The organism is Blastococcus sp. DSM 46786, assembly GCF_900109665.1.
In the GTDB taxonomy this organism is placed as follows: Bacteria; Actinomycetota; Actinomycetes; order Mycobacteriales; family Geodermatophilaceae; genus Blastococcus; species Blastococcus carthaginiensis.
In genome coordinates this window covers 93461-117301 of sequence record NZ_FOAO01000001.1, presented here as the reverse complement: position 1 = coordinate 117301, position 23841 = coordinate 93461, and the positions used below count along the sequence as shown (strand labels likewise).

25 protein-coding genes and 2 tRNA genes are annotated in these 23841 nt (G+C 74.6%); 13 read left to right on the top strand and 14 right to left on the bottom strand.

Annotation, left to right across the window (positions count from 1 at the left end):
* Window positions 1-22: 22 nt before the first annotated feature.
* Window positions 23-1369 carry a threonine/serine exporter family protein gene (locus BMW62_RS00590; protein WP_091928896.1) on the bottom strand — a complete coding sequence of 449 codons (1347 nt, stop codon included), beginning with the start codon at window positions 1367-1369 and terminating at the stop codon, window positions 23-25.
* 181 nt (window positions 1370-1550) lie between these two features.
* On the opposite strand from BMW62_RS00590, the gene BMW62_RS00585 reads away from it, so the two are divergent.
* Together BMW62_RS00585 and BMW62_RS00580 are read left to right on the top strand one after the other, a co-directional pair.
* Window positions 1551-3140, top strand: a complete 1590-nt coding sequence (locus tag BMW62_RS00585; RefSeq protein ID WP_091928895.1) for a BCCT family transporter — start codon at window positions 1551-1553, stop codon at window positions 3138-3140.
* A gap of 83 nt (window positions 3141-3223) precedes the next feature.
* Window positions 3224-3297: transfer RNA gene (locus BMW62_RS00580), tRNA-Met, on the top strand.
* Between the two features lie 74 nt (window positions 3298-3371).
* Here BMW62_RS00580 and BMW62_RS00575 read toward each other — a convergent pair.
* Window positions 3372-3911 (bottom strand): hypothetical protein, encoded by a 540-nt coding sequence (locus BMW62_RS00575; protein WP_091928894.1) that lies wholly within the window; start codon window positions 3909-3911, stop codon window positions 3372-3374.
* 116 nt (window positions 3912-4027) lie between these two features.
* Between BMW62_RS00575 and BMW62_RS00570 the strand changes: the two genes are divergently transcribed.
* The 4 genes from BMW62_RS00570 to BMW62_RS00555 all read left to right on the top strand — a co-directional run bounded on the left by BMW62_RS00570 (window position 4028) and on the right by BMW62_RS00555 (window position 6068).
* Window positions 4028-4104 (top strand) — tRNA-Met (locus BMW62_RS00570).
* 133 nt (window positions 4105-4237) lie between these two features.
* On the top strand, window positions 4238-5554 hold the full coding sequence (locus BMW62_RS00565; protein ID WP_091928893.1) for a cytochrome P450: 1317 nt from the start codon (window positions 4238-4240) through the stop codon (window positions 5552-5554).
* Window positions 5551-5769, top strand: a complete 219-nt coding sequence (locus tag BMW62_RS00560) for a ferredoxin (RefSeq protein WP_091928892.1) — start codon at window positions 5551-5553, stop codon at window positions 5767-5769. Before BMW62_RS00565 ends, BMW62_RS00560 begins: the two co-directional genes overlap by 4 nt.
* Window positions 5770-5777: 8 nt before the next feature.
* Entirely contained in the window at window positions 5778-6068 is a 291-nt protein-coding gene (locus BMW62_RS00555) for a GNAT family N-acetyltransferase (protein ID WP_091928891.1), read from the top strand.
* Between the two features lie 41 nt (window positions 6069-6109).
* Here BMW62_RS00555 and BMW62_RS00550 read toward each other — a convergent pair whose 3' ends face one another.
* The gene (locus BMW62_RS00550) at window positions 6110-6619 is read right to left on the bottom strand and encodes a VOC family protein (protein WP_091928890.1); all 510 of its coding nucleotides are present in this window, start codon (window positions 6617-6619) and stop codon (window positions 6110-6112) included.
* A 101-nt stretch (window positions 6620-6720) separates the two neighbouring features.
* Here BMW62_RS00550 and BMW62_RS00545 point away from each other — a divergent pair, with 101 nt between their 5' ends.
* On the top strand, window positions 6721-7590 hold the full coding sequence (locus BMW62_RS00545; RefSeq protein WP_091929143.1) for a polysaccharide pyruvyl transferase family protein: 870 nt from the start codon (window positions 6721-6723) through the stop codon (window positions 7588-7590).
* On the opposite strand, the gene BMW62_RS00540 is transcribed toward BMW62_RS00545, so the two are convergent.
* Both BMW62_RS00540 and BMW62_RS23370 read right to left on the bottom strand, forming a co-directional pair.
* Window positions 7568-8449 (bottom strand): glycosyltransferase family 2 protein, encoded by an 882-nt coding sequence (locus BMW62_RS00540; RefSeq protein ID WP_211434916.1) that lies wholly within the window; start codon window positions 8447-8449, stop codon window positions 7568-7570. The two genes, BMW62_RS00545 and BMW62_RS00540, sit on opposite strands and share 23 nt — an antisense overlap.
* Before the next feature lie 59 nt (window positions 8450-8508).
* Window positions 8509-9075, bottom strand: coding sequence for a helix-turn-helix domain-containing protein (locus BMW62_RS23370; protein ID WP_280138581.1), 567 nt, complete (start codon window positions 9073-9075; stop codon window positions 8509-8511).
* On the opposite strand from BMW62_RS23370, the gene map reads away from it, so the two are divergent.
* Together map and BMW62_RS00525 are read left to right on the top strand one after the other, a co-directional pair.
* Window positions 9004-9774: a type I methionyl aminopeptidase gene (gene map, locus BMW62_RS00530; protein WP_091928888.1), complete on the top strand. Its 771-nt coding sequence runs from the start codon at window positions 9004-9006 to the stop codon at window positions 9772-9774. The genes BMW62_RS23370 and map overlap by 72 nt on opposite strands.
* A 43-nt stretch (window positions 9775-9817) precedes the next feature.
* A complete protein-coding gene (locus BMW62_RS00525) occupies window positions 9818-10135 on the top strand; it encodes an antibiotic biosynthesis monooxygenase family protein (RefSeq protein WP_091929142.1) in 318 nt (105 codons plus the stop codon).
* Window positions 10136-10138: 3 nt separating this feature from the next.
* On the opposite strand, the gene BMW62_RS00520 is transcribed toward BMW62_RS00525, so the two are convergent.
* From BMW62_RS00520 to BMW62_RS00505, 4 genes are all read right to left on the bottom strand, one after another.
* On the bottom strand, window positions 10139-11275 hold the full coding sequence (locus tag BMW62_RS00520) for a cystathionine gamma-synthase (RefSeq protein ID WP_091928887.1): 1137 nt from the start codon (window positions 11273-11275) through the stop codon (window positions 10139-10141).
* On the bottom strand, window positions 11272-12654 hold the full coding sequence (locus BMW62_RS00515) for a cystathionine beta-synthase (RefSeq protein ID WP_091928886.1): 1383 nt from the start codon (window positions 12652-12654) through the stop codon (window positions 11272-11274). Before BMW62_RS00515 ends, BMW62_RS00520 begins: the two co-directional genes overlap by 4 nt.
* A 76-nt stretch (window positions 12655-12730) precedes the next feature.
* Window positions 12731-13903 carry a zinc-dependent alcohol dehydrogenase gene (locus tag BMW62_RS00510; RefSeq protein WP_091928885.1) on the bottom strand — a complete coding sequence of 391 codons (1173 nt, stop codon included), beginning with the start codon at window positions 13901-13903 and terminating at the stop codon, window positions 12731-12733.
* Window positions 13904-13928: 25 nt separating this feature from the next.
* Window positions 13929-14876, bottom strand: coding sequence for an SRPBCC family protein (locus BMW62_RS00505; protein WP_091928884.1), 948 nt, complete (start codon window positions 14874-14876; stop codon window positions 13929-13931).
* Window positions 14877-14977: 101 nt separating this feature from the next.
* Between BMW62_RS00505 and BMW62_RS00500 the strand changes: the two genes are divergently transcribed.
* Together BMW62_RS00500 and BMW62_RS00495 are read left to right on the top strand one after the other, a co-directional pair.
* Complete coding sequence (locus tag BMW62_RS00500) at window positions 14978-16009, top strand: aldo/keto reductase (protein WP_091928883.1); 1032 nt, start codon at window positions 14978-14980, stop codon at window positions 16007-16009.
* A gap of 8 nt (window positions 16010-16017) precedes the next feature.
* Window positions 16018-17355: an FGGY family carbohydrate kinase gene (locus tag BMW62_RS00495; RefSeq protein WP_091928882.1), complete on the top strand. Its 1338-nt coding sequence runs from the start codon at window positions 16018-16020 to the stop codon at window positions 17353-17355.
* Between the two features lie 9 nt (window positions 17356-17364).
* Here the strand turns inward: BMW62_RS00495 and hisN are convergent, their stop codons facing one another.
* Both hisN and BMW62_RS00485 read right to left on the bottom strand, forming a co-directional pair.
* Window positions 17365-18177 carry a histidinol-phosphatase gene (gene hisN, locus BMW62_RS00490; RefSeq protein ID WP_091928881.1) on the bottom strand — a complete coding sequence of 271 codons (813 nt, stop codon included), beginning with the start codon at window positions 18175-18177 and terminating at the stop codon, window positions 17365-17367.
* Between the two features lie 22 nt (window positions 18178-18199).
* Entirely contained in the window at window positions 18200-18382 is a 183-nt protein-coding gene (locus BMW62_RS00485; protein ID WP_091928880.1) for a DUF2795 domain-containing protein, read from the bottom strand.
* Between the two features lie 53 nt (window positions 18383-18435).
* On the opposite strand from BMW62_RS00485, the gene BMW62_RS00480 reads away from it, so the two are divergent.
* Both BMW62_RS00480 and BMW62_RS00475 read left to right on the top strand, forming a co-directional pair.
* Window positions 18436-18972 (top strand): DUF2087 domain-containing protein, encoded by a 537-nt coding sequence (locus tag BMW62_RS00480; protein ID WP_091928879.1) that lies wholly within the window; start codon window positions 18436-18438, stop codon window positions 18970-18972.
* Between the two features lie 99 nt (window positions 18973-19071).
* On the top strand, window positions 19072-19791 hold the full coding sequence (locus BMW62_RS00475; RefSeq protein ID WP_091928878.1) for a hypothetical protein: 720 nt from the start codon (window positions 19072-19074) through the stop codon (window positions 19789-19791).
* Window positions 19792-19902: 111 nt separating this feature from the next.
* Here the strand turns inward: BMW62_RS00475 and rsgA are convergent, their stop codons facing one another.
* The 3 genes from rsgA to BMW62_RS00460 form a co-directional block, all read right to left on the bottom strand.
* Complete coding sequence (rsgA, locus tag BMW62_RS00470) at window positions 19903-20895, bottom strand: ribosome small subunit-dependent GTPase A (RefSeq protein ID WP_091928877.1); 993 nt, start codon at window positions 20893-20895, stop codon at window positions 19903-19905.
* A gap of 23 nt (window positions 20896-20918) precedes the next feature.
* The gene (aroA, locus tag BMW62_RS00465) at window positions 20919-22199 is read right to left on the bottom strand and encodes a 3-phosphoshikimate 1-carboxyvinyltransferase (protein WP_091928876.1); all 1281 of its coding nucleotides are present in this window, start codon (window positions 22197-22199) and stop codon (window positions 20919-20921) included.
* A gap of 87 nt (window positions 22200-22286) precedes the next feature.
* Window positions 22287-23750 carry an NAD-dependent succinate-semialdehyde dehydrogenase gene (locus BMW62_RS00460; protein ID WP_091928875.1) on the bottom strand — a complete coding sequence of 488 codons (1464 nt, stop codon included), beginning with the start codon at window positions 23748-23750 and terminating at the stop codon, window positions 22287-22289.
* Between the last annotated feature and the right edge of the window lie 91 nt (window positions 23751-23841).

Sequence of the window (23841 nt, the reverse complement as noted above, 5' to 3'; positions counted from 1 at the left end):
GTCCGCGCCGACGCCGCCCGCGTCAGGCGCGCGAGGCCTGGCTCCGGTGGTCCGACCGGCTCCTGGGGCGTACCCCGCGGGCCTGGACCAGGCCGGTCAGGCGCCGTTCGCCGGGCAGGCGGGTCCGCCGCAGGGCCTGGGCCACGTACTCGCCGAGCAGCGACCCGGCGGCCAGGGCCAGGCCGACGGTGATCGCCGTCCCGAGCAGCGTGATCCCGCCCAGCGTGTCGCCCTCGGTCAGCCGGCGGAGGCCGCGGTAGATCGTGAGGCCGGGGAGCAGGGGGATGATCCCGGCGGCCACGTAGACCAGCGCGGGGACGCGCTGGCGGGCGGCCAGGACGAAGCTGCCCAGACCGATGACGACGGCGGCGGCCGCCGTGGCGAGGGTGACGGTGAGCCGCAGCTGGTCCAGCCCGACGAACACGGCCCAGCCCAGCGCGCCGGCGGCGGCCGCGGGGGCCAGCGTGCGGCGGGGGGCGTGGTTGGCGACGGCGAACGAGCCCGAGATGGCGGCCGCGGCCACGAGCTGCAGCGGTACGTCCGCCAGCCCGCTGGACGGCGGGTCCCACATCGCCACCGGGACCCCGAGCCGCACACCGATCGACAGGCCGACCGCGACCCCGCTGATGATCCCGGCCGTGAGCAGGAACGTCTCGAAGGCACGCGCGCTCGCCGTCACGTAGAAGCCGGTGATGGCGTCGTGCACCGCGCCGACGAGCGTGACACCGGGCAGCAGCAGCACGATCCCGCCGGCCACGACGAGCGAGGGGCGGACGCCGATGTCCGCGGCGACCATCGCGAGCGCGACCGCCGTGGCGATCAGGCCACCGACGGCGTTGAGGAAGAAGGCGGGCAGGCCGCGCCGGCCGAGCCGGTCGATGGCGAGGTCGACGAGGACGGTGGCCCCGAACGCGGCCGCCGTCACCGCGGCGCCGGCGCCGAGCAGCACGGCCACCGCAGCGGCCAGCAGTGCCCGCGCCCCGGTCACGACCCACCGCCGGTAGGGCTGCCGGCTGGTGGTGACCGACTCCAGCCGGCGGTCGGCCTCCGCCGGGGTGACCCGGCCCGCGGCCAGGTCGCCGACCACGTTGTGGACGGCGGTGGCGCGCGAGTAGTCCAGCTCCCGCTGCTGCACCAGGCGCAACCCGCTGACCGGCCCGGCGTCCTCCGCGGCGTGGCCGGAGACGGTGATCGACGTGAACGTGATGTCGCACTCCACCCGCCAGAGGCCGCAGGAGCGGGCCACGACCGTGCAGGTGGCGGTCACCTCGGCCGCGCTGGCCCCCGCGGAGAGCAGCAGCTCGCCCGCCCGGAGGGCCAGGTCGACGGCGCGGTGGGCGTCCTGCGGTGCGAGCGGCTGAGGTGGCACCCGTCCACGATCCCCGACGTGCCGGTCCCGCGGGGGTGGGCCTCGTCACCTGCGGGAAGATGCGGGCCCGCGCGAGTGCTGGCAAGCTGGAACATCGTGCCCGCCACCGGTCTGCTCCGGTGGCGTTCCGGCACGCCGGTGCCACCCGCCGGCCGCCCCCTACTGGAGGATCCCCTCGCCCGTGCGCAGAACATCCGCTGTCTTCTGGGCCTCGCTGGCCATCGTGCTCCCGTTCATCCTGTGGGGAGCCTTCTCCCCCTCGTCGCTCGACTCCGCCGCAGGAGCGGCCCGCGCCTTCGTCGTCGACCGGTTCGGCTGGTTCTACCTGCTGACCGCGACGATCGTGCTGATCGCGGTCATCGCGCTGGCGGCCTCGCGGTGGGGGCGGATCCGGCTGGGGGCGGACAGCGACCGGCCGGAGTACAGCACCCGGTCCTGGTTCGCGATGCTCTTCAGCGCCGGGATGGGCATCGGCCTGGTGTTCTGGGGTGTCGCGGAGCCGGTGTCGCACTTCCTCACGCCGCCGACGGCCGACCCCGGGACGACCGAGGCCGCCCGGGACGCGCTGCGGTACTCCTTCTTCCACTGGGGCCTGCACCCGTGGGGCATCTACGCGGTCCTGGCGCTGGCCCTCGCCTACGCCCGGTTCCGCCGCGGCTGGAAGGCCACCATCAGCGGGGCGCTGCGCCCTGTGCTCGGTGACCGCGTCGACGGTCCGCTGGGTACCGCGGTCGACACGATCGCGGTGGTGGCCACCGTCTTCGGCGTCGCGACGTCGCTCGGCCTGGGGGCCGCGCAGATCAACGGTGGCCTCGCCTCGCTGAGCGACGGCATCGCGATCGGCTCGGGCGTGCAGCTCGCGATCATCGCGGTGGTCACCGTCCTCTTCCTGATCTCCGCGCTCTCCGGCATCAACCGCGGGATCAAGTGGCTGTCCACCGCGAACGTCGTCCTCGCGGTCGCGCTCTTCGCCTTCGTGCTCTTCACCGCCTCGTCCGGCCGGCTGGTGGGTGCCTTCACCACGACCCTCGGCAGCTACTTCGCCGAGCTCCCCACCCTGAGCCTGCAGACCGGCCCCTTCGACGCCCAGCGCTCGGAGTGGATCAACGGCTGGACCATCTTCTACTGGGCGTGGTGGATCTCCTGGTCGCCGTTCGTGGCGACGTTCATCGCGCGCATCTCGCGCGGGCGCACCATCCGCGAGTTCGTCATCGGCGTGCTGGCGGTGCCCACGCTGGTCAGCGGGCTGTGGTTCTCGGTGTTCGGCGGCGCCGGCATCCTCGCCGAGCAGGAGGGCGCCGAGCTCGCGGGCCAGGCGACCGAGTCGCAGCTGTTCGCGCTGCTGGACACCCTGCCCGGCGGTGTGATCGCCGGGATCGGGGCGATGATCCTCATCGTCACCTTCTTCGTCACCAGCGCCGACTCGGCCACCTTCGTGCTCGGCTCGCTCAGCAGCCGCGGCGGGCAGGACCCGGCACGCATCGTCAGCGTGGTGTGGGGCCTGGTCATCTCCGCCTCCGCCGCCGTGCTCCTGGTCAGCGGGGGCCTGGGCGGGGTGCAGACCGCGTCCATCGTGGCCGCGTTCCCGTTCGCGATCGTGCTGCTCCTGGTGCTGGTCTCGCTGGCCAAGGGGCTGGCGCAGGAACCGCGCATCCCGCGCCGGGCGCCGGAGGAGACGCCGCCCCCGGTCACGACGGCGCCGGCCGACGGGCACGCCACGGCCGGTGCGACGGCCGCACCGGCGACGGCGGGCACGTCCCGCAGCTCCTGAGGTCCCGCCGGTCCCGCGGTCGCACTCCGACCGCGGGACCGGCGACCGGCCACCCGCGCCGATGCGGTAGCGTGGTGGCACAGCGCGGGGTGGAGCAGCTCGGTAGCTCGCTGGGCTCATAACCCAGAGGTCGCAGGTTCGAATCCTGTCCCCGCTACGAAGTGCAGAGACCCTCCCGGATCCGAGTCGGATCCGGGAGGGTCTCTGTCGTCCGCGGCATCGGTCGTGCGATCAGTCGCCGGCGGCTTCGTCGGGGGCGTGGTCGTTCCCGCCGAACACCCGGGCGGCGACCTCGCGCCGGGTCGTGGTGAGCCAGCTGTGCTGCCGGTTCGCCTGCTCGACGAGCCCGTCGAGCTGGTCGGCGTCCAGGCGGTCGTCGACGTCGGCGACCTCCCGGAGGCTCTCGAAGCCGCTGCGCTTGGCGCGGACGGCGGAGGCGAGGAACTCGAACTCCACCAGGTCGCTCAGCGGCGAACGGGTGACCAGGCGGCCGTTGAGCTTCAACCGCGAGACCTTCTCGCCGAGCCAGAGCGCCACCTGCTTGTGCCGCCGCACCGGGAGGCCCAGGTCGTCCATGATCGCCCGCAGCGCGGCGTTCTCCTCGCGCAGCTCGACCAGCAGCGTCTCCAGCTCCGACGCGTAGCGCGTGCCCCGGTGCAGGCCGATCATCCGCCGCACCAGCTCCATGCCCCCGACCGAGGCCGCCAGGTGGTCGTTGAGGTAGATGGCCAGCAGATCGGTGTTGCGCAGGCCGGCGGGCGGTGGGGACACGGGACCTCCTGGGGACGAGCAGCTGGTCACAGTGTCGCGGTCGCCGGGGCGCTGCGCGCGCGAGGCCGCCCGGACGTGGGCGCCCGGCCGGGGGCGTGTACCGTGGGTGTCACCGACGCGGGGTGGAGCAGCTCGGTAGCTCGCTGGGCTCATAACCCAGAGGTCGCAGGTTCGAATCCTGTCCCCGCTACCACGACGAAGGCCCGGTCACCGGTGGTGGCCGGGCCTTCGTGCACCCGCGGGAGGAGTCTCGCAGGGGTGTGTTGTGTGTCACCCCGATTCTCTCTAGCGTGCTGAGGACGACCGCCGCCCAGAGAGGACCTCCTGTGTCCGTCGACGCCGCACCAGCACCGGGTACCGCCTCGCAGCCCCGCAGGGCGGGCGCCGCCGACCTCGGCATCGACCTGTCCGACCGCGACTTCTGGTCGCGCCCGCCGGCCGAGCGGCACGCCGTGTTCGACCGGCTCCGCGTCGAGCGGCCGTTCGCCTTCTTCGCCGAGCCGGAGATCCCCAACCTGCCCAGCGGGCCGGGCTACCACGCCGTGACCCGCTACGCCGACCTCGAGGCGATCAGCTCGCAGCCCGCCGTCTTCTGCTCGGGCGAGGGGGCGGTCTCCATCCAGGACATCCCCGCCGACCTGAACGAGTTCTACGGCTCGCTGATCAGCATGGACGACCCGCGGCACGCCAAGATCCGCCGCATCGTCGCCAAGACCTTCACCCCGCGGATGCTGGAGCGGGTCGTCGACTCGGTGGCGGGCATCGTCGACGACGTCCTGGCCCGCGTGCGCCGGCAGGCGGCCGAGGGCGACGGCACCTTCGACGTCGTCGCCGATCTCGCCGCACCCATCCCGCTGCGGGTCATCTGCGACATGATGGGCATCCCCGAGCAGGACCGGGCGATGGTGCTCGCCAAGTCCAACGTCATCCTCTCCGGCGGCGACCCGGAGCTCGTGGAGGACGAGGAGGACCCGCTCACCGGGGTCCTCATGGCGGGCATCGAGCTGGCCGCGCTGATGGAGCGGCTGGCCGCCGAGCGCCTGGAGCGCCCGACCGACGATCTGACGACGGCGCTGGTGACCACCGAGGTCGAGGGGGAGAAGCTCACCCACCAGGAGATCGCCTCGTTCTTCATCCTGCTGCTCGTGGCGGGGAACGAGACCACCCGCAACGCCATCTCCCAGGGGTTGCTGGCGCTGCAGGAGCACCCCGACCAGCGGGCCCGCTGGATCGCCGACCCCGGGCTCACCCGCACGGCGGTCGAGGAGATCGTGCGGTGGACCAGCCCGGTCACCTGGATGCGCCGCACCGCGACCCGCGACGGAGAGGTGAACGGCCACCCCTTCACCGCGGGGGACAAGTTCCTCCTCTTCTACGCCGCCGCCAACCGCGACCCCGAGGTGTTCGCCGACCCCCACCGCTTCGACCTCGCGCGCGACCCCAACCCGCACGTCGGGTTCGGGTCGAAGGGGCCGCACTTCTGCCTGGGCGCGCACCTGGCCCGGCGGGAACTGGCGGTCACCTTCGCCCGGGTCTTCGAGCAGCTCCCCGACCTGGAGATCACCGGCCCGCCCGCCCGGCTGCGGTCGTCGTTCGTCAACGGGCTCAAGCGGCTCCCGGCCCGGCTGGCGGACAGCCGGTGAGCCGCCTGGAGGCCGACCTGGAGCGCTGCGTCGGGGCCGGCGCCTGCGAGGCACTGGCGCCGGACCTGTTCGAGGTGGGCGACGAGGGGACGGTGACGGTGCTGCGCCCCCACCCGGAGGGTGGTGAGCTCCGCGACGCCGAGGAGGCGGTGCGGCAGTGCCCGACCCGCGCCTTGCAGCTGGTCGCGGAACAGCCGGCTCCCGCGGCAGGTTGACCGCGGGCATGGAGACCACCGTCACCGACGTCCCCGAGTCCGACCGGTTCGAGATCCGCGACGGCGACCGCGTGCTGGGGCTGGCCGCCTACGAACGCCGCGGCGACACCCTGGAGTTCACCCACACCGAGATCGACCCCGACGCCGGGCAGTCCGGCCTGGGCGGCACCCTGGTACGCGCCGCCCTCGACGAGGTGCGGTCGCGCGGTGGGTCCGTGGTGCCGCGCTGCTCGTTCGTGGCCGGCTGGATCGAGCGGCACCCCGACTACGCCGACCTGGTGGCCGACCGGGACCGCTGAGGGGGACCGGTGGGGTGGCCCGGCCGCCCCACCGGTGCCCGTCACAGGACCTTGGTGCCGTACATCTCGCCGAGCGGGTCGGCGATGAGCTCGATGCGGGCGCCGTCGGGGTCGCGGAAGTAGACCGAGACCCCGCTGTGCACCTCGTGCGCGACGCCGGCCTCGGTGAGCCGGCCGACCAGCTCCTCCCAGCGCTGCGGGTCGACGCTGATCGCCATGTGGTGCAGCCCGCCGAGCACCTCGGCGTACGGCCCGACGTCCAGGCCTGGGAAGTCGAAGAACGCCAGCAGGTTGCCGTTGCCGATGTCGAAGAAGAAGTGCGAGGAGCCGGGGTAGTCGCGGTTCTCGATCAGCTCGGTCAGCGGGAAGCCCAGCACGTCCTGGTAGAAGCGCACGGTCCGCTCGACGTCGCTGCTGAGGAGCGCGGTGTGGTGCAGCCCGCGCGCGGTGGAGGGCGGCCGGGTGCCGGCCGGGCGCAGGTGCGTGGCCCGGATGCGGTCGCGGTCGGCCTCGAGGGCCGGCAGGTCGCGGTCGTGGTCGGTGGTGCTCACGGCGTCTCCTCGTCGGTCGGCGGTGACCGGCACAACCCGTGGGACCGTGATCTCGTTCCCTGCGGATGCCCTCGACGCACCAGGCTGCCAGGGTGGAGGTCGTGCGTGTTCTCGTGGCCGGGTGGTTCAGCTTCGACGAGGTGATCGCCACCGTCGGCGACGAACTGGGGGCCGAGGCCGTCACCGGCTGGCTGACCGAGCTCGGCGTCGACCACGACGTCGCCTGGGCGCCGTACCTGGAGCGGGGCGTGCACTGGCGCGACGTCGACCCGGCCGATTACACGCACCTGGTCTTCACCACCGGGCCCGTGGGTGACCTGCCGGGCCTGCGCGACCTGACCGCCGCGTTCGCCGGGGCGCAGCGGTGGGCGGTCAACGTCTCCGTCGTCGACGAGGCCGCCCGCGCGATGTTCGACGCCGTGTGGGAGCGGGACGCCCCCGGCGTGAGCCGGCCGGACCTCGCGATCGAGGGCCCTGCGGCGGATGCGCCCGTCCTCGCCGTCGCCTTCGCCCCGCTGCAGGGTGAGTACGGCGACCGCAGCCGGGCCGACCGCATGCGCGGCGTCATCGAGGAGTGGCTCGCCTCCCGGGCCCTGCCGTGGTTCCCGATCGACACCGACCTGTACGACAAGCCGCACCCCCGCAGGCCGGCCCAGGTGGAGGCCCTCCTCCGGCGGTGCGACGTCGTGCTCAGCATGCGCCTGCACGGGCTGGTGCTCGGGCTCAAGCACGACCGGCCGGTCATCGCCTGCGACCCGATCGCCGGCGGCGCCAAGGTGAGCGGCCAGGCCCGCGCGCTGGACTGGCCGCTGCTGTTGGAGGCCGAGGACGTCACCGCCCCGGCGCTGGACGCGGCGTTGTCCCGCTGCCTCTCCGGCGAGCTCACCGGGGCGGTGACCCGTTCCCGGGGCCGGGGAGCGGCCGGGACCGAGGACGCGCGGCGGTGGTTCACGGCCCGGCTGAGGGGCTGAGCGGCCGCTGCGCCAGGGCGAACCGCCGCTCCACCTCGGCCGGGACCGGCCGCCGCTGCCGCAGCGCAGCGGGCAGCCGGCGGGCCCAGCCGCGCAACGCCGCCCGCGCAGCCGGGTCCGACGGCGCCCGCCGGACCAGCCGGGCGGTGGCGGCCAGCGCCACCGGGAGCGGCCGGCGCAGCCAGTCGACCAGCAGGTCGTTGCGGGTCTGCAACGCCCAGCGGCGCGCCGGGACGGTCGGTGGACCGGCCGGGTCGTGCCAGGCGACGACGTCGTCGGCGAAGCTCTGCTGCCACCCCGCAGCCGCGAGCTCCAGCGCCAGCAGGTGCTCCTCGCCGCCGAAGAACAGCAGCGGCGAGAACCCGCCGACCGACAGGTACGCCTCGCGGCGGAGCACCGTGGCGAAGGCCGGGTAGCTCAGCACGTCGGGTCCCGGGGCCCCCGGCGACGTCCCCAGGACGGCGGCCCGCTGCTTGCGGGTGACCGCGTCGACCGACCCGTCGGCGGCCATCCGCACCCGGCCGGCGAGGAGGGCGACCCCGGGGTGGTCGTCGAGCAGGTCGGCGGCCCGGTCGAGCGCACCGGCCTCCCACCACGAGTCGTCGTCGGCGAAGGCGACGTAGGGCGTGCCGGCCCTCCGGACGCCGACCGTGCGCGCCACCGCCCCGCGGTTGACCGGCAGCTCGACGACGGTCACGCCGGGGTGCCGGGCGCGCACGGCGGCCACGGTGCCGTCCGAGGAGCCGTTGTCGACGACGACCACCGGGTGGACGCCGCAGTCGAGGTGGGCGAGCGACCGGAGCAGGGAGTGGCGCCGGTCGCGGGTGGCGACGACGACGGTCGCGCGGGAGGAGGTCACCCGGTCCTGCGTACCGTGCCGGAGCGGTCCTCGAACACGCCGAGGGGCGCCCTCTTCCTCTACGGGTGCGCGCCGGCAGCCCTGACCGGCCGCACCACCGGGGGCACTGCCCGGTCCGCCACCAGGTGCTCCCGGGCAGTTGGTCTCTGCCCAGCCGGTGTGGGCAGGGAATGACTGTCCCCGGGCCATCGTCGTGGATCGCGACCGACCGTGTCCGGCCGGCCGCGATGGCGCACCGCGGTCCGCGCCGGTCCGTCGACGGGCTCGGCCAGCAGCGCGACCAACCGGTCCAGCGGCAGCCCGACGGAGCGGGCCAGCGCCGCGACGGTGAAGAAGGCGGGGGTCGGCACACGCCCGGACTCGATCTTGCGCAGCGCCTCCAGGCTCACCCCGGAGGCCGCCGCCACCTCCGCCGGGGGGCGGGTGCCGCGCGCCTCGCGCAGAAGCTCGCCCGGCCCCGTCCAGAGGCTCGCCCCGAGCTTGCGAGGGGAGAGGGGGACGGGGTCCTTCTGATACCGGGATAGCTTTACCGGAAGCGTCCGAGGAGGACCACCGTGATCGAACTGCGCACGCCCGGCGAGCTGGACGCGATGCGCGCCGCCGGTGCGGTGGTCGCCGACATGCACGCCGCGGTGCGGGCGCTCGCGGCACCGGGGGTGCGGCTGACGCAGCTCGACGCCGTGGCCCGCGACGTCCTGGCCGACGCCGGCGCCACCTCACCGTTCCTCGGCTACGCGCCGCTGCCCACGACGCCGCCGTTCCCGGGCGTGCTGTGCCTGTCGGTCAACGACGTCGCGCTGCACGGCATCCCGACTCCCGACGTGCTCCAGGACGGCGACCTGCTCAGCGTGGACGCCGGTGCGGTGCTCGACGGCTGGGTCGGCGACGCCGCGATGACCTACCCGGTGGGCACGCAGCGGCCCGGGGACCTCGCGCTGGTGGAGACGACCGAGCGGGCGCTGGCGGCCGGCATCGCGGCGGCCGTCGTCGGCAACCGGGTCGGCGACATCTCCGCCGCCATCGGCGCGGTCGGCCGGGCCGGTGGGTGCGGCATCAACACCGACCAGGGCGGCCACGGGGTGGGGCGCACCATGCACGAGGCGCCGTCGGTGCCCAACGAGGGCCGCGCCGGCCGCGGGGTGCCGCTGCGCCCGGGCCTGGTCATCGCCATCGAGCCGTGGTTCCTCGCCGGGGGCAGCGACGACTACACGATCGACGCCGACGGCTGGACCCTGCGCAGCGCCGACGGCAGCCGGGCCGCGCACGTCGAGCACACGGTCGCGGTGACCGCGGACGGCCCGCGCATCCTCACGGCGCCGCGCTGAGATCCGCCGCGGCAGCCCGCCGACGGGCCGTACGGTGCACGCCGTGATCCTCGAGCACGCAGAGCTGTCCGTGACTCCCGGCCGCGAGGCCGAGTTCGAGGCGGCGTTCCGGTCCGCAGCCCCGATCATCTCCGCGTCGCCGGGCTTCCGGCGGCTGCTGCTGTCCCGGTGCGTGGAGCGGGAGAACGTCTTCCTCCTGCTCGTCGAGTGGAACAGCATCGAGGACCACACCGAGGGCTTCCGCGGGTCGCCGGGCTACCAGGAGTGGCGGCGCCTGCTGCACTCCTTCTACGAGCCGTTCCCCGTGGTCGAGCACTTCCGCCCGCTGTTCATCGTCGGGCCGACCCCGACGGGGGCCTGACTCTCAGCCCAGCGCCTGCTCGAGGTCGGCCACGAGGTCGTCGACGTCCTCGATGCCGACCGAGAGGCGGACCAGGTCGGCCGGCACCTCCAGCGGTGACCCCGCGGCGCTGGCGTGCGTCATCCGCCCCGGGTGCTCGATCAGCGACTCCACACCCCCCAGCGACTCGGCCAGCGTGAACAGCTGCGTCCGCTCGCAGACCCGCAGCGCCGCCTCCTCGCCGTCCCGGAGCCGGAAGGAGATCATCCCGCCGAAGCCGGACATCTGCCTCGCCGCGATCTCGTGGCCGGGGTGGTCGGGCAGCCCGGGGTAGAGGACCGTCGCGACGTCGGGCCGGCCGACGAGGAACTCCGCGATCCGGGCGGCGTTGGCGCAGTGCCGGTCCATCCGGACGCCCAGCGTCTTGAGGCTGCGCAGCACCAGCCAGGAGTCGAAGGGACCCGCGACCGCACCCATCGCGTTGTGGTTGTAGGCCAGCTTCTCGCCGAGGGTGGCGTCCCGGGTGACCAGCGCGCCGCCGACGACGTCGGAGTGGCCGCCGAGGTACTTCGTCGTCGAGTGCACGACGACGTCGGCCCCGAGCGTCAGCGGCCGCTGCAGGTACGGCGAGGCGAAGGTGTTGTCGACGACGAGCAGCGCGCCGGCCTCGTGGGCGATCGCCGCGGTCGCCTCGATGTCGGTGATGTTCAGCAGCGGGTTGCTCGGCGTCTCGCACCAGACCACCCGCGTCGTGGGACGGATCGCCGCACGCAGCGCCTCGGGGTCGTCGAGGTCGACCGGGGTGTGCTCCAGCCCCCACTCCGACAGCACGCGGGAGATCAGCCGGAAGGTGCCGCCGTACGCGTCGCCACCCAGGACGACGTGGTCGCCCGCCCGGCACATTGTGCGCAGCAGGGTGTCCTCGGCGGCGAGCCCCGACGCGAACGCCAGCGCGGTCGTGCCCTCCTCCAGTGCGGCCAGCGCGGTGTGCAACGTGTCGCGGGTCGGGTTGCCGCTGCGGCTGTACTCGTAGCCCCCGCGCAGCCCGCCGACGCCGTCCTGCTTGTAGGTGGTGGTCAGGTGCAGCGGCGGGATGACCGCGCCGGTGGCCGGGTCGGGCTCCTGCCCGGCGTGGATGGCGCGGGTGTTGAAGCCGCTCACCGGGTCACCCCCGCGAGGTGGCCCAGCACGTCCTGCCGGGTGACGACGCCGGCGGGCTTGCCGTCGACGTGCACGAGCAGCGCGTCGGCCGAGCCCAGCTGGGCGACCGCGGAGCTCACCGCCTCGCCCGAGCCGACGATCGGCAGCGGCGGGCTCATGTGCCTCTCCACCCGGTCGGCCAGCGAGGCGCGGCCGGCGAACAGCGCGTCGAGGAGCGTTTTCTCGTCGATCGAGCCGACGACCTCGCCGGCGGTCACCGGCGGCTCCGCCCGGACGACGGGCAGCTGGCTGACGCCGTACTCGCGCAGGATGTCGATGGCGTCGCGGACGGTCTCGTTCGGGTGGGTGTGCACCAGCGTCGGCGTCTCGCCGGACTTGATGTGCAGCAGTTCGCCGACGGTCTCACCGCCGGTGGCCTCGACGAAGCCGTAGTCGGCCATCCACGCGTCGTTGAAGATCTTGCCCAGGTAGCCGCGGCCGCCGTCGGGCAGCAGCACCACGAGGACGTCGCCCTTGCCCAGCCGCTCGGCCACGCGCAGCGCCGCCACCACCGCCATGCCGCAGGAGCCGCCCACGAGCAGGCCCTCCTCGCGGGCGAGCCGGCGGGTCATGGCGAACGAGTCGCCGTCGGAGACCGCGACGATCTCGTCGGCGACCTCCTGGTCGTAGGTGCTGGGCCAGAAGTCCTCGCCCACGCCCTCGACGAGGTACGGGCGGCCGGTGCCGCCGGAGTAGACCGAGCCCTCGGGGTCGGCGCCGATGACCTGCACCCGGCCGCCGGACTGCTCCTTGAGGTAGCGGCCGACGCCGCTGATCGTCCCGCCGGTGCCGGCTCCGGTGACGAAGTGGGTGATCCGGCCGTCGGTCTGCGCCCAGATCTCCGGCCCGGTCGTCTCGTAGTGCGAGCGCGGGTTGTTCGGGTTGGAGTACTGGTCGGGCTTCCAGGCGCCGGGCGTCTCGCGGGCCAGCCGGTCGGACACCGAGTAGTACGACCGCGGGTCGGCCGGATCGACGGCGGTCGGGCAGACGACGACCTCGGCGCCGTAGGCCTTGAGCACGTTGATCTTCTCCTGCCCGACCTTGTCCGGGCAGACGAAGATGCAGCGGTAGCCGCGCTGCTGGGCGACCAGCGCCAGGCCGATGCCGGTGTTGCCGCTCGTGGGCTCGACGATCGTGCCGCCCGGCTGCAGCTCACCGCCGGCCTCGGCGGCGTCGACCATGCGCACGGCGATCCGGTCCTTCACCGAACCACCGGGGTTGAGGTACTCGACCTTGGCCAGCACCAGCGGCGCGTCCGGGCCCAGGTGGCGGGTCACCGACGACAACCTCACCAGCGGGGTGTTGCCGACCAGGTCGACGACGGACTCGGCGTACTGCACGGTGGTGCCTCCTCGGAGCCCCGGGCCGGCCGCGTTGCCGGCCCCGGTCGCCCCCCATCCCACCAGATGCGGCGGATCAGGGCTTGAGGACGACCTTGGTGCAGTCGTCCTCCTTGTCCCGGAACATCCGGTAGCCCTCCGGCGCCCGGTCCAGCGGCAGGGTGTGCGAGATCAGGAAGGTCGGGTCGATCTCGCCGTCGCGGATCTTCTCGTAGAGCGGCCTCAGGTAGCGCTGCACGTGCGCCTGCCCGGTGCGCACGGTCAGCGACCGGTTCATCAGCGAGCCGACCGGGAACTTGTCCATGAGCCCGCCGTAGACCCCGATGATCGAGACCGTGCCGCCGTTGCGGCAGGCCATGATCGCCTCGCGCAGGGCGTGCGGCCGCTCGGTCTCGGCCATGACGGCGGTCTTCGCCCGGTCGTAGGCGTCCACCGCGGTGGTGGGGTGGGTGGCCTCCAGCCCGGCGGCGTCGATGCACCCGTCGGGGCCGCGGCCGGCGGTGAGCTCGTCCAGCGCATCGAGGACGTCGACCTCCTCGTAGTCCAGGACGTCGGTGGCGCCGGCCTCGCGCGCCTTGTCCAGCCGGTAGCCGAACCGGTCGATGGCGACGACCCGCTCGGCGCCGAGCATCCTCGCGCTGGCCACCGCGAACAGGCCCACGGGCCCGGCGCCCCAGACGGCGACGACGTCGCCGGGGGAGATGTCGCACATCTCCGCGCCCATGTAGCCGGTCGGGAAGATGTCGGAGAGGAACAGCACCTGCTCGTCGGTGAGGTCGTCCTCGATCTTCAGCGGGCCGACATCGGCGAACGGCACGCGGGCGTACTCGGCCTGCCCGCCGGGGTAGCCGCCGACCAGGTGCGAGTAGCCGAAGATGCCGCAGGGCGAGTGGCCCCAGAGCTTCTGCGCCATGCCGGCGTTCGGGTTCGAGTTCTCGCAGACGGAGAACAGGCCGCGCGCGCAGGCGTTGCAGGCGCCGCAGGCAATCGGGAACGGCACGACGACGCGGTCGCCGACGCGCAGGTTCGAGACGCCCCTGCCGAGCTCGACCACCTCGCCCATGAACTCGTGGCCGAGGATGTCGCCCTTCTTCATCGTCGGGATGAAGCCGTCGTAGAGGTGCAGGTCGGAGCCGCAGATGGCGGTGGAGGTGACCCTCACGATCGCGTCGCGGTCGTTCAGCAGCTGCGGGTCGGGGACCTCGTTGACCTCGACGTGGTTCTTGCCCATCCACTGGGTGGCGCGCACGGGGTGGTCCTTCCGGTCGGCGGGGTCAGGAACGGGGTGCGGCGGGCTGCTGCTTCGCCATCCGGCGGGCCAGCGGGCCCTCGGGGGTGCCCTCGGAGCGGACCACCTGCCCGGTCTCGAGGATCTGCTTGAAGCGCGCGAGGTCGTCGCGGACCTGCTGGTCGGGGGCCTCGCCGAACAGCTTCGCGACCGCCTTGCCGGCCGTGCCGCCGGGCTGCGCGTAGGCCAGCCGCACGCGCACCTCGGTGCCCTGGTCGCCGGGGGCCGGGCGGAACTCGACGACGCCGGCGTTCTCGACGTCCGCACCCGGCAGCGAGCGCCAGCGGATCCGCTCGCCCGGGGACTCCTCGACCACCTCGGCGTCCCACTCCACGGTGCGCCGGCCCGGCGCCTCGGCGACCCAGTGCCAGCGCCCGATGCCGGCGGCGCGCACCTCGCGCACGTGCGCCATGAACTCCGGCAGCCGGGTGAAGTCGTGCCAGCGGGCGTAGACCTCCTGCGGCGGCTTGCTCACGGTGGTGGCCGCCGAGACGTCGATCGCGCTCGTCCACGGGGCCGAGGAGGGCAGCAGCTCGCGGGCGGCGCTGCGGCTGCCGGCCCGGCGGGACCGCGCGGCGGTGAGCAGGTCCAGCGCGGCCAGGGCGGCGACGGCGGCCGTGGCGGTGCGCAGCCGGCGGCCGCGCTCACCGCCACGGTTCGACAGGGCCACGCCCATGGCGGTGAGGTCGACGGCGTCGCCGGCCACCCGGGTCCAGGCCCAGCCGGGCCGGCCGGCGAGCAGCGGCAGGGCGTGCAGCAGCTCGCGGGCGCCGACGAGCGGGATCACCGACAGCGCGGTCGCCGAGTCGTCGACGCCGGAGAACCGCGCGACGCCCTTCGGGTCCCGCAGCATCGCGACGCCGAGGCCGGTGCTGGCGAGACCGAGGACGCGGGCGGTGCGGCGCGGACCGGGACGGGTGCGGCTGGAGCTCATCGGGTCCTCCGGTAGGTCGGTGCCCGCACCGGCTACCCGGGGGCCCGGCGGGGAAACGGGAGCGGTGGCGGACGACGCGACGCGCGGACGAGGATGCGGCCATGCCTCCCGCCACCTCTCCCGTCGGTACCCGCACGCTCGGCCGCGACGGCCTGACCGTCTCCGCCCAGGGCCTGGGCTGCATGGGGATGAGCCAGATGTACGGTGCCGCCGACCGCACGGAGTCGATCGCGACCGTCCACCGCGCGCTGGAGCTGGGCGTGACTCTCCTGGACACCTCCGACGTCTACGGCAGCGGCCACAACGAGGAGCTGGTGGGCGAGGCGATCGCCGGGCGGCGCGACGGGGTGCAGCTGGCGACGAAGTTCTCGCTGTCCCGGACCCCGGACGGCGGGGTGCGGATCGACGGCCGCCCCGAGAACGTGCGGGCCTGCGCCGAGGCCAGCCTGCGCCGGCTGCGGGTCGAGGTGATCGACCTCTACTACCAGCACCGGGTCGACCCGCGGGTGCCGATCGAGGACACCGTCGGCGCGATGGCCGAGCTGGTGGCCGAGGGCAAGGTGCGCCACCTCGGGCTGTCGGAGGCGAGCGCCGCCTCGATCCGCCGCGCGGTCGCGGTGCACCCGATCGCGGCGCTGCAGAGCGAGTGGTCGCTGTGGACCCGGGACCTGGAGGTTCACGGGGCAGGTCGGGACACGGTGCTGGGGGTCGCCCGCGAGCACGGGATCGGGATCGTGCCGTTCAGCCCGCTGGGCCGCGGCTTCCTCACCGGGGCGATCCGCAGCCCCGAGGACTTCGGCGAGGACGACTGGCGGCGCGGCCACCCGCGGTTCACCGGCGAGGCGTTCACCGCCAACCTGCGGCTGGTCGACGCCGTCCGGGCCCTCGCCCAGGAGAGGGGCGTGACCGCAGGGCAGCTGGCGCTGGCCTGGGTGCTGGCGCAGGGGGAGGACGTCGTGCCGATCCCCGGTACCAAGCGCCGTGCCTACCTGGAGGAGAACGTGGCCGCGGCCGCCGTCGAGCTCTCCGCCGAGGACCTCGCGCGGCTCGACGCCATCGCGCCCCCGGGGGCGGCGGCCGGTGGGCGGTACGTGGACAGCAGCTACGCCTACGGCGACAGCCCCGAGCGCTGACCGGCGCCGTGGGGGAGGTGTTTCTCGGCGCCGACCTCGGCACGAGCGGGCTCAAGCTCGTCGCGCTCGACGACGGCGGCGCGGTGGTCGCCGAGGCCGAGGCCGGGTACGCCCACGACCGGCCGGCCCCGGACCGGGCGGAGATCGACGTCGCCGTCTGGCGCCGGGCGTTCGACACCGCCCTCGCGGAGCTGCTCCCCGCGCTGCGCGGGGCCCCGGTGCAGGCACTGGGGCTGTCCGGGCAGATGCACGGTGCGGTGCTCGTCGACCGCGCCGGGCGCGCCCTGCGCCCGGCACTGCTCTGGCCCGACTCCCGGGCCGGCACTGCTCTGGCCCGGTGGCGCCGGCTGCCGAGGGACGACCGCGCCGCGCTGGCCAACCCGCTCGTCCCCGGCATGACCGGGCCCCTGGTCGCCTGGCTGGCGGTGCACGAGCCGGCGGTGGTCGAGCGCGCCGCCACGGTGCTGCTGCCCAAGGACGCCCTGCGCGCCTCCCTCGTGCCCGGCGGGCCGCCGGTCACCGACCGCAGCGACGCCTCGGGGACGCTGCTCTGGGACGTCCCCTCCGACGCCTGGTCGGGCGCGGCGGCCCGCGCGGCCGGGCTCCCCGTCGAGCTGCTGCCGGCGGTCCGCCCCTCGGTGGAGGTGGCCGGGACCACGCCGCTCGCCGCCGGCGACGTGCCCGTCGTGGTGGGCGGCGCCGACACCCCACTGGCGCTGCTGGCGGCCGGGACGGCCGAGGGCCTGCAGGTGAACCTCGGCACCGGCGCGCAGGTGCTGCGCCCGGGCTGGTCGCCGCAGCCGGTCGAGGACCCGGTGGTGCACGGCTACGCCGACGTCGAGGACGGCTGGTACGCGATGGCGGCGCTGCGGAACGGCGGCTCGGCCTGGGCCTGGGTGTGCGACGTCCTCGGCCTGACCTGGCCGGAGCTGTTCGCGGCCGCCGCGTCGGTGCCCGGTGCCGGGGGCGTGGTCTTCCGCCCCTTCCTCACCGGCGAGCGTGGGGGCGTGGCCGGGCCCGACGACCGGGCCGGGTGGGACGGGCTGCACCCGGGGACCACCCGGGCGCACCTGGCGCGGGCGGCGGTCGAGGGCGTCGTCCGCGCCGTGGCCGCCGCCGCAGCGCTGCTCGGGGGGCCCGGCGACGGACCGGTGGTGCTCACCGGCGGCGGGGCCCGCAGCGCCGTCGTCCAGCAGCTGCTCGCCGACGAGCTCGGCCGGCCGGTCCGCCCCCTCGCGCTGCGCAGCGCCTCGGCGATCGGGGCCGCGGTGCTGGCGGCGCGGGGCGTCGGAGCCGACGTCGTCCCGCAGCGGGCGGCGGAGGTGCTGGTGGCGCCGCGCCGCTGAGCCGGCCGGTCAGGCGGGGGTCGGCCGGCCCGCCGACCGCAGCTGCTGGAGGGCGGCGTCGTGCAGCTTGCCGTTGGTCGCCAGCGCGCTGCCCCCGGCCGGCCCGGGAGCGCCGGTGATGTCGGTGAACCGGCCGCCGGCCTCCCGGACGATCACGTCCAGCGCCGCGAGGTCCCACAGCGACACCTCCGGCTCGCAGGCGATGTCGACCGCGCCCTCGGCGAGCAGCACGTAGCTCCAGAAGTCGCCGTAGGCCCGGGTGCGCCACACCGAGCGGCTCAGGCCGAGGAAGCCCTCGAGCCCTCCGCGCTCCTCCCAGCCCGAGAGGCTGGAGTAGCTGAGGCTGGCGTCACCGAGCTGCGACACCTCCGACACGCGGCAGCGGGTGGCCGACTCCAGCCGGCGCCCGGTCCAGGCGCCGACGTCCTTGGCCGCCCACCACCGCTTGTTCAGCGCCGGCGCGGAGACCAGGCCCACCACCGGCTCGTCGCCGTCGAACAGCGCGATCAGCGTGGCCCAGACCGGCACCCCGCGGACGAAGTTCTTCGTCCCGTCGATCGGGTCGAGCACCCAGCGGCGCGAGCCGTGGCCGGTCGTGCCGAACTCCTCGCCGAGGACCGCGTCCCGCGTGCGGGCCCGGCTCAGCGTGATGCGCAGCATCTCCTCGACCGCCCGGTCGGCGTCGGTGACCGGCGTCAGGTCGGGCTTGGTCTCGACCGTCAGGTCCTGCGCCTTGAACCGCTCCATGCTGATCGAGTCGGCCTGGTCGGCCAGCACGTGTGCCAGCCGCATGTCCTCTGAGAAGCCCCGACCCGACGTCATGGGCACCCAACCTAGCGGTGCGTCAGTCGAAGACGGCGGAACTGACCCCGCTGGGCCCTTCGTACTCGCGGTCCTCGATCTTCTTCAGCGCCTCCAGCACCTCCCCGTCGCCCCCGTGCTGCTCGGCGTGCTTGACGATGTCGTCCTTGCGCGCGGGGTAGTCGATGCCGGACAGGGCCTTCTGGATGTCGATGGGGCTCACCATGTCCCGCTCCCTACCCGGGCAGCGGTGGCCGATGCACCGATTACCGTCGGGGCGTGGACGCGGCGACGATCGCGGGGCTGCTCGCGGACCCGGTGCGGCTGAAGGTGGTCGCGGCGCTGGCGCTCGGCGCCGGCACGATCGAGGAGGTCGCCGAGGCCGCGGGGCTGGGGCTCAAGGAGGTCGCCCTCGCGGCCCGCCGCCTGGCGCGGGCGGGGCTGGTGCACCGCGACGGCCACGCCCTGGTGCTGCGCGCCGAGCGGTTCTCCGCGGCCGCGCGGGCGGCCGCGGAGGCGGCGCCCCCACCTGAGCCGCTGTCGGACGACCCGGCGGCCGACGCGGTGCTCTCGGCCTTCGTCCGCGACGGGCGGCTGGTGTCGATCCCCTCGCAGCGCAGCAAGCGGCTGGTCGTCCTCGACCACCTGGTGCGCGTCTTCGAGCCCGGCGTCCGCTACCCCGAGCGCGAGGTGAACGCGCTGCTCGCCGTCTGGCACCCCGACGTCGCGGCGCTGCGCCGGTACCTGGTCGACGAGGGGTTCCTCACCCGCGAGGCGGGCGTCTACTGGCGCAGCGGCGGCTACGTCGAGGTCTGAGCGCGCACGGTCCCTGGACTCGACACCTCGACGAGTCGACAGGTGGCGATGTCGACAAGTCGTTCGACGCCAGAGCCGCTGGCGCCGCAGACTTCTCCGGTGCCCAGCCCGTCAGCCGACTCGTTCGCCGCCTTCGCGCGCTCCTCGCCGTGGCGCTGGTCGACGCTGCGGTTCTCCGTCCGCTGGCCGGCGGACCCGTGGAAGCCCGGTGCCGTCCGTGCGTGGCTGCGCCGTCCGGACGTGCTGCGCGTCGAGACGGTCGCCGGCGTGCTGCTGCAGGTGGTCCGGGAGCCGGCGCGGGACGCGGGACCGCAGCCCTTGCTCCGGCCGGACGGGCTGGTCGCGGAGCGGCGACGGTCGTGGGACCACGATCTCGACGACCCGATGCACCAGGACTACCACTGGGTGGCCATGCTCGACCCGGCGGAGCTGGCGGACGGCCGCGAGCCGGACACCGTGGACACCGAGGTGCTGGTGCCTGCGCTGGAGGTGGGCTCCGTGGTGGAGGTCGAGCACGCCGGGCGGCCGGCGTGGGAGGCCGTTGTCCGGCCGACCGACGCCTACGAGCCGCGCTGCGGCTGCTGCCCGTTGCTCCGCTCGCGCGAGGTGGACCTGGACGAGTACCGCGACCACCCGCAGCACGTCCTGGAGGAGTACCCGGGGGCATACCGGGTGCGGCTGGACGTGCAGACCGGCGTCTGCGTGCTCACCGAGGCCCTCGGCGGCGACATCGCAGGACGGGGCCACGACCTGCGGATCGAGGCGGTCGACGAGCCGATGGCCGACGTCCTCTTCGTCGAGCCGCGCCGGCGCTGGTGACGTGCTGGAACGGCCCCGTCCAGAGGCTCGCGCCGAGCGTGGTGACGTGCTGGAACGGCCCCCTGCAGGGCCCCGCGGTGAGCGTGCGAGCCGTGGGGGCAGGGGGTCCTTTCAGTAGCCGGGGCCGACCTGGCCCACCGCGCCCAGCAGGACGCGCAGCGCGGCCAGCTGCTGCTCCCGGGCCGGCGGTCCCGCGGCCGCCCAGGCGTCGAGCGCGCAGTCCGGGTCCTCGGCGGTGTGCCCGCACCCGGGCGGGCACTCGGTCGCGGCCTCGGCGATGTCCTCGAACGCGGAGAGGACGTCGTCGGCGGTGACGTGGGCCAGGCCGAACGAACGGATGCCGGGGGTGTCGATGACGGTCCCGCCGCCGGGCAGATCGAACAGCACCGCCGACGACGACGTGTGCCGGCCTTTGCCGATCTTGCTGACGTCGCCGGTCGCCCGCAGCGCGTCGGGCACGAGCCGGTTGACCAGCGTGGACTTCCCGACGCCGGACTGGCCGACGAAGACGCTCATCCGGTCGCGCAACCGGTCCACCAGGTCCTCCAGCGGGAGCTCCCGGGACATGGGGACCGCGTCGAGGCTGAGCCCGGCGTAGCGGGCCAGCAGCGGCTCCGCGGACGCGAGATCGGTCTTGGTGAGGCACAGCAGCGGCTCGAGCCCGCCGGCGTAGGCGGCGACCAGGCAGCGGTCGAGGAAGCCGTACGCCGGCTCGGGGTCGGTGACCGAGGTGACGATGACCAGCAGGTCGGCGTTGGCGACGACCACGCGCTCAGTGGGATCGGTGTCGTCGGCGGTGCGGCGCAGCGACGTGGCCCGCTCCTCGATGACGACGATGCGGGCCAGGGTGTCCGTGCGCCCGCTGGTGTCCCCGACGACCCGCACCCGGTCGCCGACGACGACGCCGTGCCGCCCCAGCTCCCGGGCCCGCATCGCCGTGACGTCGACCGGCGCGCCGCCGGGCCCCTCGACCCGCACCGTCATCCGCCCGCGGTCGACGGCGATCACCAGGCCGGGGACGGCGTCGGCGTGCATGGGCCGGGTGCGGGTGCGGGGGCGCGAGCCGCGCCGGCTGGGCCGGACGCGGACGTCGTCCTCGTCCATCCGCCGGGCACCGCGCTGCCCGCTCAGGGGACGGCCCCGATCGGCTCGCCCAGCAGGCCGGCCCAGCGTTCGCGGAAGTCGGGCAGGGTCTTGGTGACCGCGCCGGCGTCGGTGACCGTGATGCCCTCGACCGCGAGGCCGAGGACGGCGGCGGCCATGACCATGCGGTGGTCGGCGTAGGAGTCGAGCACCGCGGCCCGCCGGGGGCCGGGCTCGATCTCCAGCCCGTCGGGCAGCTGCCGCACCCGGGTGCCCACGGCGGTCAGCACCTCGTCGAGCGCCTGCAGCCGGTCGGTCTCGTGCCCGCGCAGGTGCGCGATCCCGGTGAGCCGGGACGGGCCGTCGGCCAGCGCGCACAGCGCGGCGAGCACCGGCGTCAGCTCGCCCACCTCGCCCAGGTCGGCGACCAGCGGCCGGACGGTGCCGGTGCCGGTGACCTGCAGCCCCTCGGCCGTGCGGACCACCTCGGCGCCCATCGCGGGCAGCAGCCGGTCCAGGTGCGCCCCGGGCTGCGTGGTGACGGCCGGCCAGTCGCGCACGGTGACCCGGCCACCGGTGACCAGCGCGGCCGCGAGGAACGGCGCGGCGTTGGAGAGGTCGGGCTCGACCACCCGGTCGAGCGCGGCGACCGGCCCGGGGGCGACCCGCCAGCCGCGGTCGGTGGCGGTGACGTCGACGCCGTGCTCCCGCAGCGTGGTCACCGTCATCTCGACGTGCGGCATCGAGGGGACCCCGCCGGCCAGTGCGAGGTCCAGGCCCTCGTCGAAGCGGGCGGCGGCCAGCAGCAGCCCCGAGACGATCTGGGAGGACTCCCCGGCGTCGACCTCGACGGGGCCGCCCCGCACCCGGCCGGCGCCGTGCACGGTGAACGGCGCGCGGCCGCGACCGTCGTCGTCGACCCGCACACCCAGGGCGCGCAGCGCGGCGAGCAGACCGCCGTTGGGCCGCTCGTGCAGCCGCGGGTCGCCGTCGACGCGCACCGGGCCGTCGGCCAGGGCGGCCACCGGCGGCAGGAACCGCAGGATCGTGCCGGCCAGCCCGGCGTCGACCACGGCCGGACCGCGCAGCGGACCCGGGGTCACGACCACGTCGTCGCCGTCGTCCACCACCTGCACCCCGAGGGCGCGCAGCGCCGCGGCCATGAGGTCGGTGTCGCGCGCCCGGAGCGGCCGCACCAGCCGGCTCGGGCCGTCCGCGAGCGCCGCCAGCACCAGGGCCCGGGCGGTCAGGGACTTGGAGCCGGGCAGGGTGACGACGGCGCCGACAGGGGACGGGTGGTGCGGTGCGGACCAGGCAGGCGTCACGGGTCCATCCTGCCTGGCCCTGCGGCCCCGCTGCAGGGGCCCGCCGTGAGCTTGCGAGTGGTGGGGGCAGCGGGGTCCTTCTACCGCTCAGCCGGCCTGCGGCTTGTCGGCCTTCCTGACCGGCACGGTGCGCAGCAGCCGCCGGTTGGCGAACTCGAACATCGCCAGCTCGGAGAGCTCGCGGCCGTAGCCGGACCGCTTGACGCCGCCGAAGGGGAGGTCCGGGAAGGAGGCCGTGGGCTGGTTGATCCACACCATGCCGGCCTCGAGCCGTTCGGCCACCGACCGCGCGCGGTCGAGGTCGCTGCTCATGACGGTGGCACCGAGGCCGAAGTCGCTGTTGTTCGCCAGCTCGACGGCCTCGTCGGCGTCCTTCACCTTGTAGACGACGGCCGCGGGGCCGAACAGCTCCTCGCTGAAGGCCCGCATCTCCGGCGTGACGTCGGTCAGGATCGTGGCCTCGACGAAGGCGCCGGGCAGATCCGGGCGCTGGCCGCCGGCGATCACGGTCGCGCCCTTGTCGATCGCGTCCTGGATCTGCGCGTGCAGGTCCTGGGCGGCGCGCTCGCTGGACAGCGGCGCCAGCGTCGTGCCCGGGTCGGCCGGGTCGCCGGGGGCGAAGGTCGAGAACGCCTGCTTGAGCCCCTCGACGAAGGACTCGTAGAGCTCCTCGGTGACGATCAGCCGCTTGGACGCGGTGCACGCCTGGCCGGTGTTCTGCATCCGGCCCATGGTCGCCGCCTTGACGGTGGCGGCCATGTCCTCGGCGTCCAGCACGATGAACGGGTCGCTTCCGCCGAGCTCGAGCACCGACTTCTTGAGGTGCTTGCCGGCCAGGGCGGCGACCGAGCTGCCGGCCCGCTCGCTGCCGGTCAGGGTCACGCCCTGCACCCGCCGGTCGGCGATCACCTGTTCCACGTCGGAGATCGCCAGGAAGACGTTGGTGAAGAGACCCTCGGGGGCGCCCGCATCGGTGAAGAGGCGCTCGATGGCCTGGGCGCACTGCGGCACGTTCTCCGAGTGCTTCAGGATGACGGTGTTGCCCAGGACAAGGTTCGGCCCCGCGACCCGGACCACCTGGTAGAAGGGGTAGTTCCACGGCTCGATGGCGAACAGGACACCGATCGGCTCCGTCCCGATGACGGCCTCGCCCTTGCCGAACATCGGGTCGATCGACGTGGGCTCGAGGAAGTCGGCGCCCTTCTCGGCGTAGTACTTCAGGATCATCGAACAGAGCTTGAGCTCCCCGACGGCCTCGTCGCGGCGCTTGCCCATCTCGCGGGTGATGAGTCCGGCGAACTCGTCGAGCCGCTCGCCCAGCAGCTCGGCGGCGCGCGCCACGACGGCCGCGCGCTCCGCCACGGGACGGCGCCGCCACTCCTGGTACGCGGCGTGCGCCCGCTCGATGACGCCGTCGATCTCGGCGGCGTCGAGGAACGGGAACTCCTGCTCGGTCTCCCCGGTGTAGGGATTCACCGTCGCGTACGGGCGGGCAGCGGCGTCGCTGGCGGTCTTCGGGTGCTCGGTCGGTGGCTTCTGGGTAACAGTCACGCGGTGATCCTCGTCTCTCGTCGGCTGTTGCGACAGGGGGGCTACCCGCGCCCATGCGGGACACGCACCCGAGGTTCGCTGTCGGCGGGGC